Raw genomic sequence first — 12,819 nt, forward strand, 5'->3', positions numbered from 1 at the left:
AGATTTCCCCATGTTTGCACGCTTCTCGATCCTCGCCTTAGTTGCCGTATTGGCCAGCGGCTGCTCTAACACTTCGCCGGTACTGGGCGGTAAAAACATCAGCTACGGCGATACCAAGGCCGTAGAACTGGTGACCAACGAGTTCGGCTCCACCGACCTGCAGATGATCGCCGAAAGCATGACCCGCTCCCTGGCCCAGTCCGGCATCCTGCAAGGCCGCCCGGTGGTGCAGGTGTATGACGTGAAAAACAAGACCAGCGAATACATCGATACCCGCGAGATCACCACGTCGATCAAGACCCAGTTGATGAAGACCGGCACCGCGCGTTTTGCCAGCGACAACACCGATATGCAAAGCCAGGTTGACCAGCTCAAGCTGCAGAACCAGAGCGGCCTGTACAAGAAGTCCACCGTCAGCAAGACCGGCAACATGGTCGCCGCCAAGTACCGCCTGGAAGGCTCCATCAGCTCCATCGTCAAGCGCAGCTCGGACTACAAGGACGTGTTCTACAAGTTCAGCCTGCAACTGATCGACGTCGAGAGCGGCCTGGCCGAATGGATGGACGAAAAAGAAATCCGCAAGACCACGGAGCGCTAAGCAATGCGTGCATGGATCGGCATGATCGGCCTGCTGTGCGCCTTCGGCGCCTCGGCCGCCCCGAAGATCGCGGTGACTGACCTGGCCTACGAGGCGCGGGTCGAGGAATACATTCACCAAGTGTCGGCGAGCAATAACTTCCAGGCCAGCGCTTACCACGCCAGCGGCGCATCGAATTACAGCGAGTACGAAAGCCGTACCAGCTACATCGAACAGAGCGAGCTGCGTAAATTCAGCGGTGACATCAAGGGCGAGATCCTCAAGTCCCGCCAGTTCCAACTGGTGCAGGGCACGCCCTACACCGCCGATGCCAAGGGTGACGTCTACGACGTGATCAAGCGCATCAAGGCCGGCCACTTCAAGGGGGCTGACTATGTGCTGTTCGGTACGCTCTCAGACATCGACTTCACCCAGGACATCAACGCCCTGGACCACACCAACAGCTACTCGGCGGTATTGGGCCTGACGCTGGTGGCGGACTTCAGCCTGATCAACACCCGCACCTACGAGATCACCTCGGCGTTCACCGCCATGGGTGAAGGCCAGGACACCAAGCTGGTGAGCAGCCGCGATGTGCGTGTGAGCCTGAATCGGCCGCGGGTGGTGAAAGAAGTCTCGAAAGCGCTGGGTGAGGATGTAGCGCGGCAGTTGGCGGAGCAATTGGGTGGCGGGTATCAAGACCCGAGCCAACCGCCGTTGCGCAACAACCTGCCAAGGGATGAAGCGCCGAAGATCCTGCGCTGAGCCTAAAACTCACTGTCAACACAAAACCAATGTGGGAGCAGGCCCGCTCCCACATTTTTTGATTCGGTTTCTTCAGTTGGCGTGCGGTTTATGCCGTTGCGCGATGCAGGCTGGCGAGAAAGCCCGCCGCCCCCACAAACAACCCAGCAAACGTACGGTTCATACGCTTCTGCTGCTTAGGCGTGCGCAACAAACGCAACACTTTCGACGCCAGCCCCGTATACCCCGCCATCACCACCATATCGACGCAAATCATCGTCGCACCCAGGATCAGGTACTGGATCAGCAACGGCGCTTGCGGGTTCACAAACTGCGGCAGCACCGCCAGCATGAACACCAGGGCCTTAGGGTTGCTGGCATTGACCAGAAAGCCTCGGAACATCATCGCCATCGGCTTGCCGATCGGGCGCACGGCCGCGTCGTCGGTCATGTCCATAGGCAACGCGCGCCATTGCTTGATGGCCAGGTACACCAGGTACGCCACACCAAACCATTTGATCGCATAAAACGCCGTGGACGACGTCGCCAGGATGGCTCCCAGGCCGCAGGCGACGACCGCAATCTGCATCGCCAGGCCTAGCTGCAGGCCAATGGCATTCCAATAACCGCGCAGGAAACCGTATCGCAGGCCGCTGGACATCGAGGCAATGGCGCCGGCGCCAGGGGAAAGGGAGATGATCCAACTGGCCAGGAGAAAGGCCAGCCACGTATCGAGTGCCATTACACACCTCAGGGGGGAGTTAGCGGTTTTCCCTTAAGCTAACTCCGCCGACCAACGGATAGCTATAGATTTTTACAAGATGTGAATGCTAGCGATCGCCCGGAAACACGTGGGTACCTGGCCAACGTCGCACCGCGCGTTGGAAGAACAGGCTGTTGGGCACCTGCACCATTGCGCTGTCGGTGCCGGCTTCCGCCACTTCAACCAGTGTGGTGTAGAGCAGATTGATCGCCACGACCCGGCCCTTCACGCCCGGTTTATCGACGGTATCCACCAGCTCGACGATATCACCCAGGCGAAACGGCCCGACGGTGAAGATCAGAATGGCGCACAGCAGGTTGGACAGCACCGACCACATGGCAAAGAACGCCACGGCGGCGACCGCGACGAACCCGGAAAGCGCCGTCCACAACACGGTCGCGGAGACACCCAGGCGGCCCAGCACAAAGATCAGCGCACTGCCCATGATCAACCAGCGCAAGCCACCGCGCAGCGGCATCAGCAGTTGCGGGGGGAATGGGTAGCGCTCACCCAGGCGAGTCAGGCCTTTGGCTACAAAACGCTGGGCCAGGTAGCCGGCCAGCAGAATCAGCAGGATTTGCACGCCGATCCACACGGGCTCGACCCATTGCGCCGGTAACGGCAGATGCAACGCTTCCATCAGGACAGCGCCTCCAGCTCCGCTTGCAGGGTTTCCAGCAGCTCGAGAGCTTCCATCCAGGTTTCCTCCAACTGCGCTTCGCGCACCTTGAGTTTGGCCTGTTCAGCCAGCAGGTCACGCAGCTCGTCCTTGCGGGCTGCCTCGTAAACGGCGCTGTCGCCCAGGCTGGTTTCGATCTTGGCCAGGCGCTCGTGCACCTTGCCCAGCTCGGCTTCCAGCTTGTCGGCTTCACGTTTGTGCGGCGCCAACTGCTGACGCAGTGCAGCGGCGGCCTGACGCTGGGCTTTCTTGTCGGTCTTGTCCGGGTTGACTGGCGTATTGCTGACCGGCGCGTTGCGCAGGCGGTAATCCGTCAGCCAGCGCGCGTAATCATCCAGGTCGCCGTCAAACTCTTCGACTTTGCCATCGGCCACCAGCAGGAAGTTGTCAGTGGTGCTCTTGAGCAAGTGGCGATCGTGAGACACCACCAGTACCGCACCGCTGAACTCTTGCAAGGCCATGGTCAGCGCCAGGCGCATTTCCAGGTCCAAGTGGTTGGTCGGTTCGTCGAGCAGCAGCAGGTTCGGACGATCCCAGGCGATCAACGCCAGGGCCAGTCGGGCTTTTTCGCCACCGGAAAAATTCAGCACCGGCTCGTCGATGCGCGCCCCCCGGAAGTCGAAACCACCCAGGAAGTCGCGCAGGGTCTGTTCCCGCTCGATCGGCGCCAGGCGCTGCAAGTGCAGCAACGGGCTGGCTTTGGAGTCGAGGGAATCCAGCTGATGCTGGGCGAAGTAGCCCACCACCGTGTTCTCGCCACGGGTCAAACGACCGGCCAAGGGCTCAAGCTCACCCGACAGGTTTTTGATCAGCGTCGACTTGCCCGCGCCGTTAGGACCGAGCAAGCCGATGCGTGCACCTGGCGTAAGCTGCAGCTTCACTTTTTCCAGGATGGTTTTGTCGCCATAACCCAGGCAAGCATCCGAAAGGTCCAGCAACGGGCTGGATATCTTCACCGACTCGCGAAACACAAAGTCGAACGGCGAATCGACATGGGCCGCCGATAGCTCTTCCATGCGCTCCAGGGCCTTGATCCGGCTCTGGGCCTGGCGGGCCTTGGTGGCCTGGGCCTTGAACCGGGCGATGTAGCTTTCCATGTGCGCACGCTGCGCCTGCTGCTTCTCGAACGCCTGTTGTTGCTGGGCCAGGCGTTCGGCGCGCGCGCGCTCGAATGCGGTATAGCCGCCACGGTACAGGGTGATTTTCTTCTGTTCGACGTGGGCGATGTTGTCGACCACGGCGTCGAGGAAATCGCGGTCGTGAGAAATCAGCAGCAATGTGCCCTGGTAATTCTTGAGGAAGTCTTCCAGCCACAGGATCGCATCGAGGTCCAAGTGGTTGGTCGGTTCATCGAGCAGCAACAGGTCCGAGGGGCACATCAGCGCTTGGGCCAGGTTCAGGCGCATGCGCCAGCCACCGGAGAAGTCGGCGACCGGGCGGTCCATCTGCTCGTTGGTGAAGCCAAGGCCGGCGAGCATTTTGCGGGCGCGGGCGTCGGCGGTGTAGCCGTCGGCACTGTCGAGTTCCGAGTGCAGGCGCGCCTGGGCGGCGCCGTCCTGGGCTTTCTCGGCCTCGGCGAGGTCGTGTTGCACCTGGCGCAAGCGCAGGTCGCCATCGAGCACGTAGTCGATTGCGATGCGGTCCAGGGTGTCGATCTCCTGGCGCATGTGGGCGATACGCCAGTCGGCCGGCAACAAGCAGTCCCCGGAATCCGGGGTCAGCTCGCCCAGCAACAGGGCGAACAACGTGGATTTGCCGGCGCCATTGGCACCGATCAAGCCGGCTTTGTGACCGGCGTGCAGGGTCAGCTCGGCGTCTTCGAGAAGACGTTGCGGGCCACGCTGTAATGTTAGGCTTTGAAGTCGGATCATAATGGCGGCGGAGTCTACCAGCTTCGTTGCCCGCTGGCTTGGGTGTGAATATGTGCGCTGACCTATGGAACTTTGCCCTCACGACTTACGCCCGCCCGGGCGTCGAAGCCGGTTGCCTGCGTTTACAGGCGCAAGGTGCGGATGTGTGCCTATTGCTCTGTGGCGCGTGGCTGGAACAGCGCGCTGTGGCCGTGACGGCCGAGCGCATTCAGGCGCTGAAACAGATCGCCGAGCCTTGGCAGGCGCACGTGGTTAAGCCGTTACGACGGGTGCGCATGCAATGGCGTGCGATGGCGCAGCAGGACGAGGATTTGGCGGGGTTACGCGAACGGGTCAAAGCCCTGGAGCTTGAGGCCGAACGACAATTGCTCGCGCGCTTGGAAACACGGGCGCGAATGTGGCCGACGGGTGAGGCGATGGGTCATCAACAGTGGCTGGAAGGACTGGCGGCTGAGGATGCCGCCAACCTTGACCACGACGCGCTGCAGCAGCTGCGCGTCGTGGTCACCAGCACTTAGGAGGCGCTGGTTGGGGTGGTGCTTGGCGCTACCGGGGCAGGCGTGTTGCTGGCCGGTGCAGCTGGAGCGCTCGACGCTGCCGGGGCAGCAGCAGGTGTTGCTGGCTTGGCCGGTGCTGGTTTTGCGGCAGCTGGTTTGGCAACGGCTGGCTTGGCAGCAGGTTTGGCAGTTGGCTTAGCGGCTGGTTTTGCAGCTGCAGGTTTGGCGGCTGGCTTCGCGGCTGGTTTTGCGGCAGCGGTTTTAGCAGCTGGCTTGGCGGCCGGTTTTGCAGCAACAGTTTTAGCAGCTGGCTTGGCGGCTGGTTTTGCAGCAGCAGGTTTGGCGGCTGGCTTGGCGGCCGGTTTTGCAGCAGCAGGTTTGGCAACTGGCTTGACGGCCGGTTTTGCAGCAGCAGGTTTGGCAACCGGCTTGGCGGCCGGTTTTGCAGCAGCAGTTTTGGCAACTGGCTTGGCGGTCGGTTTTGCAGCAGCGGTTTTAGCAGCTGGCTTCGCGGCGGGCTTTGCAGCAGCGGTTTTAGCAGCTGGCTTCGCGGCTGGCTTTGCAGCAGCAGTTTTAGCCGCTGGCTTGGCGGCCGGTTTAGCAGCGGCGGTTTTGGTAGCTGGCTTCGCGGCTGCTTTAGCAGGCGCCTTGGCGGCAGCAGCTTTGCTTGCAGGCTTCTTCGCCGCGCTTACTGCAACAGCTTTTGCAGGCGTACGAGCGCCCAGCGCCTTAGCTACAGCGTCCTTCACACGACCAATGCCCTGGGCCAGCTTCAGGCTTTCCTGGGCATCTTTTTTGAGTTGGGAAATGTAGGTGCGGGTTTCAGCTTGGCGATCCTTGAGGGCGTCGAGCAGGTCCTCAAGTTCTTTGACAGCGTCTTTGGCTTTGGCTTGAGCCTTGGCCTTGCCGGCAGTGGCAGCATCTTGCAGTTTGGTGCGGGATTTGTGCAGCTTTTCTTGCGCTTTACCGCGTTGTTTTTCCAGCTTGGCGAGCAGTTTTTCTGCATCGGCCAAGGCTTGGGAACAAGCGCTTTCCAGATGTTCGAGCAAACTGCCCGAGAGTTGTTGGAGTAAATGCAACGGGGTATTAACAGGCTTCTGTTTGGCCGACATGGTTTACCTCCTGGCTGACTTGGGTGCGGCTCATACTAGCCCTCTGCTCTTACCGCCGCTAGGGCATGTTGACAGTATCGTTTGACTTGCGTTGCACCGTGTAAAAATTCTTGTCGATATAACGTAAATACGCGCCACTTCTCACCTCATCACACTGGCATAATCCGTCGCACTTTCGGCGGGAGAATGCCCATGTCGCGTTACCTTTTTCTTGTGCTTGGCTTGGCCATTTCGGTGGCCAATGCGAGCGATCAATCGCCGCCAAAAAACGCTGATCAGAACCAGCACGACCTCGCCTACAGCTTGGGCGCCAGTCTCGGTGAGCGCCTGCGGCAGGAGGTCCCCGACCTGCAGATCCAGGCTTTGATCGACGGCCTCAAGCAAGCCTATCAGGGCAAACCGCTGGCGCTGGACAACGCACGTATCGAACAGATTCTTGCCCAGCACGAAGCACAAAACGCAGCCGAAGCGCAGGGACCTCAAAGTGAAAAAGCACTTGTGGCCGAACAACAATTTTTGAGCAAAGAAAAAGCCGTAAAAGGCGTACGCGAATTGGCTGATGGAATCCTGCTCACCGAACTCACCCCCGGCACGGGTGGAAAGCCCAAGGCCAACGACCAGGTTGAAGTGAAATACGTGGGGCGATTACCCGATGGGACAGTGTTCGACCAGAGCAGGCAACCTCAATGGTTTCGTCTGGACAGTGTGATCAGCGGCTGGAGCAGCGCGTTGCAACAAATGCCCGTGGGCGCGAAATGGCGACTAGTGATTCCATCGGCCCAGGCCTATGGCGCCGACGGTGCCGGCGAGTTGATCCCACCTTATACACCGCTGGTATTCGAGATTGAGTTGCTCGGTACCCGTCCTTGACCCAATAAAAAACGGCGCGCAATGCGCACCGTCTTTCGTACCGCTGTCGAGGGTCAGGCCTGGGTAGCAGCCTCTTCTTTGTGAGCATTGTGCAGCACTTCGATCAGGCAATCTTCCAGCTCGAATCGCTCGTGCAGCAGCGCGCCCAACTCTTTGAATTTTTCAGCAACACAGTTTCCGGCATCACACAGGTCGGTAAACGCTAGCAGCTTCTCGGTAATGACATCGATGCGCGGGTAAATGGTCTCAGCCAAATCCAGGCCACGCTGATCGTCAAAGGCCTCCGCCTCCTTGGTGAGTTGATCGTAGACACCAAAATGGCCGGCCGACACGTAGTCCACCAATACAACGCAGAAGTCCTGCAACGGTTCGCGGTTCTCAGCCAGCGCCTCAGGCTTGGCACCGAGAGCATCAAAGGCACGAACCAGTTCGTGGCGTGCCTTCAGCCAATTGTCGATCAGCTTGTGCACCCCACCCCAGCGTTCCTGAGCATTCTGACAACTTTCCAGCATGGTGATCTCTCTTCCCTATAGGGGCGCTGCCGCCTGGTGCCTGCGCAACACTTCAAGGATAAAGCAGCGCTGGGCAAGGCAACATCTGACAAACGGTTTCAATAACACGTGCGGGCCAGATTATGCCCGCATGACTATGGCTTCAAGGTACGCAGGAGAGAAAGTTCATACAAGTGTTTAATCCCGCTCTCCAAACTGCGACTCGCTTTCAGCGCCTCGCCGGGCGCGAACACTGGCTTAAAAACAGCCGTGAAAACTGCATCAGGCCAAGGATCAACATCCCGATGAAGAACAGCAGGCTCCACTCGGGAAGGCTCAAATCAAACAGCGTCCAGTTGGTTTCCACGCAGTCGACAGTGCCTTTGAACGTCAACTGCAGGGCCTGCCAAAACGATAGGTTTTCGATCATGTAGTGCAGGCTGGGCCAGCAATCGGCTGCCTCATCCGGCGCGGCATTTTGTAGCAGCACCTGGCGCACGGCGGTTAGGGCGCCCAGCAAGGCGCAGACCATGCTTGCCAGCCCATAAAGACAGATCACGGGTCGCTTGGGATTGTGGAGTGCGGCGACCAGGTTGATCAATGTGAAAGCGGCCAGGAATCCCCGTTGCACTTGGCATAGGAAACACGGACGCAACGAGACGCCAAACTCGAGGTAAAAGGACGCGCCCAATGTCAGCGTACCCGCCAGGAACGCGAGGAAAAACAAGGAACGTGAAGGGGCCAAAGACATGCTTTATCCGCATCGCGAAAGATAGGTCGCTACGGTAGAGGAAAGGCCTGACCGCTTTCAATACATGCCAGAGCAGACGATTCCGTGAGAAGGTAAGGACTTCCCGTCAGAAGATGGAAGACCTTGGGCAATCGAGCGTCGGACTTTGCCGCCGAACGCTCCCCCCTCACTCTTTTCGAGCTAATGAAAGGTTGGCCGCCAGATACATCTGAGCCAACCCTTGCCCCTTTCCTACCTCAAACCCGAGCAGTGACAGGTAGCGGAGACGCAAGCAAACGGTTATCCAGCAGTCCAAGACCCTCTTGAAACAGCTGATTACTTCGCTCGGTGTCACCCAGTTGGGCCAACAAGCGCGCCAGCTCGGCACAAGCCTCAGGATTACGCTGCACTCGTAGGCTGCTCTCCAGATAATCCCGCGCCTTGCCCCACAGGCTGTTTTGCAGGCACAGGCGGCCCAACGTCAACAGCAGACTGGCATCGCCCGGGTGATCCTTGAGCCAGCCCTCGGCAAACTTCAACTGTCGGGCTGGATCACTGCCACGCAGCAGGCCGTATAGCCGGATCAGGTGGCTGTCGTAGCCGCGTTTGATGGCGCCACGCAGCGCTTCCTCGGCCTTGGCATCGGCGCCCAATTGGCGCAGCTGCTCGGCGTAAGCCAGAACCAGTTGCGGCTCTTGGCGCTGGGCGGAAGTGAGTTGCTGCCAGGCGCGCTCAAGGGACTGCAAACCGGCTTCGCCCTGCTCTTCTCGCTGAGCAGCCAGGCTAAGGTTCTCACCCCAGGCACGGCGTTCAAGCTCAGCCAGTTCGCTGGCAGGCAGGACTTTATCTTTGCGCAACTCCGGCAACAGACGGATCACCGACGACCAATCACCCCGCTGCTGATGCAGGCGCTGCAATTGACGCAAGACCTGGCCGTTATGCGGATGACGCTCGTGCATCGCCTGCAAGGTGGTCAGTGCACCATCGGTATCGCCGCGGTCCAGTTGCAGTTGCGCATGGCTCAAGGCAACTGCCAGCTCGGCCTGGGGCTGACGCTCCAGTGCTCTTTCCAGCAAGCCGTCGGACTCTTCGTAACGACCCTGCTCATTCGCAGCACGCGCGGCGCCGAGGTAGTACAGAAGTGGCTGGCGCTCGGCTTCGGCGGCGCGATGCAGGTGGCGCTCGGCACTGGCCCAGCGGCCCTCGGCGAGGTCCATCTGGCCCTGCTCGATGGCGATCTGCACGCGGCGGCTGCGGTTACGCCGCGACCACGGGTTGACCACACCACCGGAGGTGGTGACCAGGCTCAACAGCACACGGATCAGGTAGATCACCAAACCAATGGCAAACACCGCCACCACCGTCGCCCACAAGCTCGACTCGTAGTGCAGCACATGAGGGTAAGTAATCAGCACATAGCCGGTGTGTTTCGAAATGCCCACAGCCAGCGCCAACGCGATTGCAATCGCCAGCACCAGGATCACATAGAAGCGTTTCATCGGCTCTACTCCTGCTTCGCCGACGTAGCCGCCGGTGTGGCCGCCGCCTTGGCTTCGTCAGCAGACAGATGACGACGTTCGAGATACGCCTGCACGGCAGCCAGGCTCGAGGCCAGGTCCGGCGTCACCACCGACACCGCCTTGGGCTCAAGTTCGGCAATACGCGCGAGCATCGCCTTGCTCTGCGGATTGCCTTGGTTAAAGTTATCCTGCAACACGCTACGCGCCTCGCCGAGGGAGCGGCTGTATACAGCCGACTCCCCGTTGAGCGCCGCCCATTGCGCCTGCTCCAGCGCCAGGCTCAACGCCAGGCGCACCTGGTTCAGGCCTTGGCCGGCCAGCAGTGGGCGAATGTTGTCATCCGGATTGAAGTCGATGCGGAAGTAACGGGAAATCTGCTCCCACCATAGGCGCCAACGGCTGTCCGTATCCGTGGTCGGACGCCCCTCGGAAGCCGGCTCGGTCAGTTGATATTCCGGGGCAATGGCCGCCAGTTGCACGACCTGGTCACGCAAAGCCGCCAATTGCAGGTACAGCCCAGTGCGATCCGGCTGCTCGGTGCTGCGCAGCGCTGCAAGGCTCTTGGCCAACTGCTCACGGGCGGCATAGGAACCTGGATCGCTTTGCTCGCGAAGAATCTCGTCGGCGCCCTGCACCAGCGCTTGGGCGCTATTGATATCTTGCAAGGCAGACAGACGCAGGCTCGCCAGGCGAATCAAGTGTTCAGCCTCGGCTAAACGCCAGTCCTTGCGGCTGGACCCCAACACGGTCTCAAGGCGCTGGCTCAGGCGCTGCTGATCGCCCTGCAACTGGGCGACCAGGCGACGGCGCTCCTCCAGCTCATCAGCACCCGGCAACTGCGCCAGCCGCGCGGCCAGTTGTTGCTGGCTCTGCTTGAGGGACTGGGATTGGTCATCGAGGGTCTGCACCTGGCCCAGCTGTTGCTGGCTGCTGGCTTGCAGGGCGCGGACCTGCCAGATCCCCCAACCGCCGGCGGCAACACCGGCGGCGCCGAGCAGCAAGGCGACGACCGCCAGGCCATTGCCACGGCGCGGCGCGGTGACCGGTGACTCAACCGGCGCACCGAGTGCGGGTTGGGCTTCATCTTTAGGCAAGGCTGTTTCGCTCACGTATCCGTCCTTTGCGTTTCAGAGAGTGACTACGGCATGCCTCATAGGGCAAAGCTGCGTAACGCCACTAACAAAGCCGCGGCACTCGCACCGCGGCAATCCACAACTTTTTCTGCGCCAGCGCACCGCGCCATCTCGAAGACTCGCGGGCTCGGCACGAACAACGGCAACTGTGCCACCTGTGGCCAATCGGCTCCAGCCAAGGCGTGCAGGTGCAAAAAACCCTGCCCACTGCTGACCGTCAGGCCGTTCAAGCGTTCCAACTGGATGCGTTGCATCAGTACCCCGGCGTCGTAGGCCGGAAGGAAACGGCGATACAATTCCAGATAGTCGACACTAGCACCACTCGCGCGCAAACGCTCTGCCAGCAGCTCGCGACCGCCCTCGCCGCGCAGGATTAACACGCGTGCATCCGGGCGTGCGATAGCCTCGCGCAACGCAGGCAATTGAAGCAAGGCCTCGCTGTCATCGCCAGTAGGGGGATAGTGAACGTTGAGGCCGTGTTCGGCCAGTACCTGCGCGGTGGCTGCGCCGACGCTGAACCACGGCAGTTGCGGCCATGCTCGATGCAACTGTCGCACGGCCAGGCGCGCGGCGGGTTTGCTGACGACAATCACCGCACAATAGCGGCCAAGGTCACGCAAGACTTGCAGCTGTTCAGGTGTAACGGGAAGCGGCTCGATGTCCAGCAACGGCAGGCTGCTGCTGAAAATGCCGGCTTCGGCCAACGTCGCCGCCAGGGCCAACGACTCCTCGGCAGGCCGCGTCAGCAGCACACGCCATTCGGTCACTGCGGGCCGGCCTCGCCGTAGATTTTTTGCAGGATGGAACCGGCGCCCTTGTCCAACAGCTCTTCGGCTACCTGGATGCCCAGTGCCGTCGCGTCACGCTGCGGGCCGCGCACCTCGGCAGTCAGCAAGGTGCCACCTTGCGGGTCCCCTACCAGTCCGCGCAACCACAGGTTTTCACCTTCGAGCACGGCGTAGCAGGCGATTGGCACCTGGCAGCCGCCGTTTAGGTGCTTGTTCAGCGCACGCTCGGCCGTGACGCGCACTTCGGTGTCGTGGTGATCCAGGGGTTTGAGCAGGGCGTGGATTTCACTGTCAGCGGTGCGACACTCGATGCCAACGGCGCCTTGCCCACCTGCGGGCATGCTGTCCTCGACGCTGATGGCCGAGGTGATACGGTCTTCGAAACCCAGGCGGATGAGGCCCGCCGCTGCGAGGATGATCGCGTCATATTCGCCGGCGTCCAGCTTCGCCAAGCGGGTGTTGACGTTGCCACGCAGAAAGCGGATCTGCAGGTCCGGGCGGCGAGTCAGCAGCTGTGCCTGGCGGCGCAGGCTCGACGTGCCGACGATGCTGCCCAGGGGCAATTCTTCCAGGGACGCGTAGGTGTTGGAAACGAAAGCATCGCGCGGGTCTTCGCGTTCGCAGATGCAAAACAAACCCAGGCCTTCAGGGAAGTCCATGGGCACGTCTTTCATCGAATGCACGGCGATGTCGGCTTCGTTCGCCAGCAGCGCTGTTTCCAGTTCTTTGACGAACAAACCCTTGCCGCCGATCTTCGACAGAGGCGAGTCGAGCAGCTTATCGCCACGACTGACCATAGGTACCAGGGACACCTTGAGGCCGGGATGGGCCAGCTCCAGGCGTGCTTTGACGTATTCGGCCTGCCACAAGGCGAGGGCGCTTTTACGGGTGGCGATGCGGATTTCGCGAGAGGACATGGATCAATCCGTACTGAAAATATATGACGGATAATAACAGCTCAGGGAAATACGCTTTGATTTGAATCAGCAAGTGCGGGGCCTCCCTGGCCACGACGCACCGGGATAAGGAATTCAGGCCTCGCCA

At 60.7% G+C, this 12,819-nt stretch carries 14 protein-coding genes; 4 read left to right on the forward strand and 10 right to left on the reverse strand.

Going from position 1 to position 12,819, the window contains the following annotated elements; genetic code table 11:
- Window positions 1-10: 10 nt before the first annotated feature.
- Entirely contained in the window at window positions 11-598 is a 588-nt protein-coding gene (lpoB, locus tag AACY36_RS04265) for a penicillin-binding protein activator LpoB (protein ID WP_339415142.1), read from the forward strand.
- A 3-nt stretch (window positions 599-601) separates the two neighbouring features.
- Window positions 602-1,342, forward strand: coding sequence for a penicillin-binding protein activator LpoB (locus AACY36_RS04270; RefSeq protein ID WP_339415141.1), 741 nt, complete (start codon window positions 602-604; stop codon window positions 1,340-1,342).
- An 88-nt stretch (window positions 1,343-1,430) separates the two neighbouring features.
- Here AACY36_RS04270 and AACY36_RS04275 read toward each other — a convergent pair whose 3' ends face one another.
- From AACY36_RS04275 to AACY36_RS04285, 3 genes are all read right to left on the reverse strand, one after another.
- Window positions 1,431-2,063: a LysE family transporter gene (locus tag AACY36_RS04275; RefSeq protein WP_339415140.1), complete on the reverse strand. Its 633-nt coding sequence runs from the start codon at window positions 2,061-2,063 to the stop codon at window positions 1,431-1,433.
- A gap of 88 nt (window positions 2,064-2,151) precedes the next feature.
- Entirely contained in the window at window positions 2,152-2,724 is a 573-nt protein-coding gene (locus AACY36_RS04280; protein ID WP_339415139.1) for a mechanosensitive ion channel family protein, read from the reverse strand.
- Entirely contained in the window at window positions 2,724-4,634 is a 1,911-nt protein-coding gene (locus AACY36_RS04285; RefSeq protein ID WP_339496772.1) for an ATP-binding cassette domain-containing protein, read from the reverse strand. The genes AACY36_RS04280 and AACY36_RS04285 overlap by 1 nt, the downstream gene beginning before the upstream one ends.
- A gap of 50 nt (window positions 4,635-4,684) precedes the next feature.
- Between AACY36_RS04285 and AACY36_RS04290 the strand changes: the two genes are divergently transcribed.
- Window positions 4,685-5,152: a TIGR02444 family protein gene (locus AACY36_RS04290; RefSeq protein WP_339415137.1), complete on the forward strand. Its 468-nt coding sequence runs from the start codon at window positions 4,685-4,687 to the stop codon at window positions 5,150-5,152.
- Here the strand turns inward: AACY36_RS04290 and AACY36_RS04295 are convergent.
- Window positions 5,149-6,243: an AlgP family protein gene (locus AACY36_RS04295; RefSeq protein WP_339496774.1), complete on the reverse strand. Its 1,095-nt coding sequence runs from the start codon at window positions 6,241-6,243 to the stop codon at window positions 5,149-5,151. The genes AACY36_RS04290 and AACY36_RS04295 overlap by 4 nt on opposite strands.
- A gap of 192 nt (window positions 6,244-6,435) precedes the next feature.
- On the opposite strand from AACY36_RS04295, the gene AACY36_RS04300 reads away from it, so the two are divergent.
- Complete coding sequence (locus AACY36_RS04300; RefSeq protein ID WP_339415135.1) at window positions 6,436-7,113, forward strand: FKBP-type peptidyl-prolyl cis-trans isomerase; 678 nt, start codon at window positions 6,436-6,438, stop codon at window positions 7,111-7,113.
- A gap of 53 nt (window positions 7,114-7,166) precedes the next feature.
- Here the strand turns inward: AACY36_RS04300 and rsd are convergent, their stop codons facing one another.
- From rsd to hemC, 6 genes are all read right to left on the reverse strand, one after another.
- Entirely contained in the window at window positions 7,167-7,625 is a 459-nt protein-coding gene (rsd, locus tag AACY36_RS04305; RefSeq protein WP_339415134.1) for a sigma D regulator, read from the reverse strand.
- 208 nt (window positions 7,626-7,833) lie between these two features.
- Window positions 7,834-8,355, reverse strand: a complete 522-nt coding sequence (locus tag AACY36_RS04310) for a disulfide bond formation protein B (protein WP_339415133.1) — start codon at window positions 8,353-8,355, stop codon at window positions 7,834-7,836.
- Between the two features lie 236 nt (window positions 8,356-8,591).
- On the reverse strand, window positions 8,592-9,833 hold the full coding sequence (locus tag AACY36_RS04315; protein ID WP_339415132.1) for a heme biosynthesis protein HemY: 1,242 nt from the start codon (window positions 9,831-9,833) through the stop codon (window positions 8,592-8,594).
- Window positions 9,834-9,838: 5 nt separating this feature from the next.
- Window positions 9,839-10,963, reverse strand: coding sequence for a uroporphyrinogen-III C-methyltransferase (locus AACY36_RS04320; RefSeq protein ID WP_339415131.1), 1,125 nt, complete (start codon window positions 10,961-10,963; stop codon window positions 9,839-9,841).
- 41 nt (window positions 10,964-11,004) lie between these two features.
- On the reverse strand, window positions 11,005-11,754 hold the full coding sequence (locus AACY36_RS04325; protein ID WP_339471025.1) for a uroporphyrinogen-III synthase: 750 nt from the start codon (window positions 11,752-11,754) through the stop codon (window positions 11,005-11,007).
- Window positions 11,751-12,692, reverse strand: a complete 942-nt coding sequence (gene hemC / locus AACY36_RS04330; RefSeq protein ID WP_339496776.1) for a hydroxymethylbilane synthase — start codon at window positions 12,690-12,692, stop codon at window positions 11,751-11,753. Before hemC ends, AACY36_RS04325 begins: the two co-directional genes overlap by 4 nt.
- Window positions 12,693-12,819 lie beyond the last annotated feature (127 nt).

It is taken from the genome of Pseudomonas sp. EA_15y_Pfl1_P101 (genome assembly GCF_963970835.1).
GTDB classification, from domain to species: Bacteria; Pseudomonadota; Gammaproteobacteria; order Pseudomonadales; family Pseudomonadaceae; genus Aquipseudomonas; species Aquipseudomonas tritici.

Excerpts from the sequence above, each read along its gene's own strand:
- hemC (WP_339496776.1), bottom strand. The coding sequence starts at position 12,692 with ATGTCCTCTCGCGAAATCCGCATCGCCACCCGTAAAAGCGCCCTCGCC.
- AACY36_RS04315 (WP_339415132.1), bottom strand. The coding sequence starts at position 9,833 with ATGAAACGCTTCTATGTGATCCTGGTGCTGGCGATTGCAATCGCGTTG.
- AACY36_RS04290 (WP_339415137.1), top strand. The coding sequence starts at position 4,685 with ATGTGCGCTGACCTATGGAACTTTGCCCTCACGACTTACGCCCGCCCG.
- AACY36_RS04310 (WP_339415133.1), bottom strand. The coding sequence starts at position 8,355 with ATGTCTTTGGCCCCTTCACGTTCCTTGTTTTTCCTCGCGTTCCTGGCG.
- AACY36_RS04270 (WP_339415141.1), top strand. The coding sequence starts at position 602 with ATGCGTGCATGGATCGGCATGATCGGCCTGCTGTGCGCCTTCGGCGCC.
- AACY36_RS04295 (WP_339496774.1), bottom strand. The coding sequence starts at position 6,243 with ATGTCGGCCAAACAGAAGCCTGTTAATACCCCGTTGCATTTACTCCAA.
- AACY36_RS04280 (WP_339415139.1), bottom strand. The coding sequence starts at position 2,724 with ATGGAAGCGTTGCATCTGCCGTTACCGGCGCAATGGGTCGAGCCCGTG.
- rsd (WP_339415134.1), bottom strand. The coding sequence starts at position 7,625 with ATGCTGGAAAGTTGTCAGAATGCTCAGGAACGCTGGGGTGGGGTGCAC.
- AACY36_RS04285 (WP_339496772.1), bottom strand. The coding sequence starts at position 4,634 with ATGATCCGACTTCAAAGCCTAACATTACAGCGTGGCCCGCAACGTCTT.
- AACY36_RS04300 (WP_339415135.1), top strand. The coding sequence starts at position 6,436 with ATGTCGCGTTACCTTTTTCTTGTGCTTGGCTTGGCCATTTCGGTGGCC.
- AACY36_RS04275 (WP_339415140.1), bottom strand. The coding sequence starts at position 2,063 with ATGGCACTCGATACGTGGCTGGCCTTTCTCCTGGCCAGTTGGATCATC.
- lpoB (WP_339415142.1), top strand. The coding sequence starts at position 11 with ATGTTTGCACGCTTCTCGATCCTCGCCTTAGTTGCCGTATTGGCCAGC.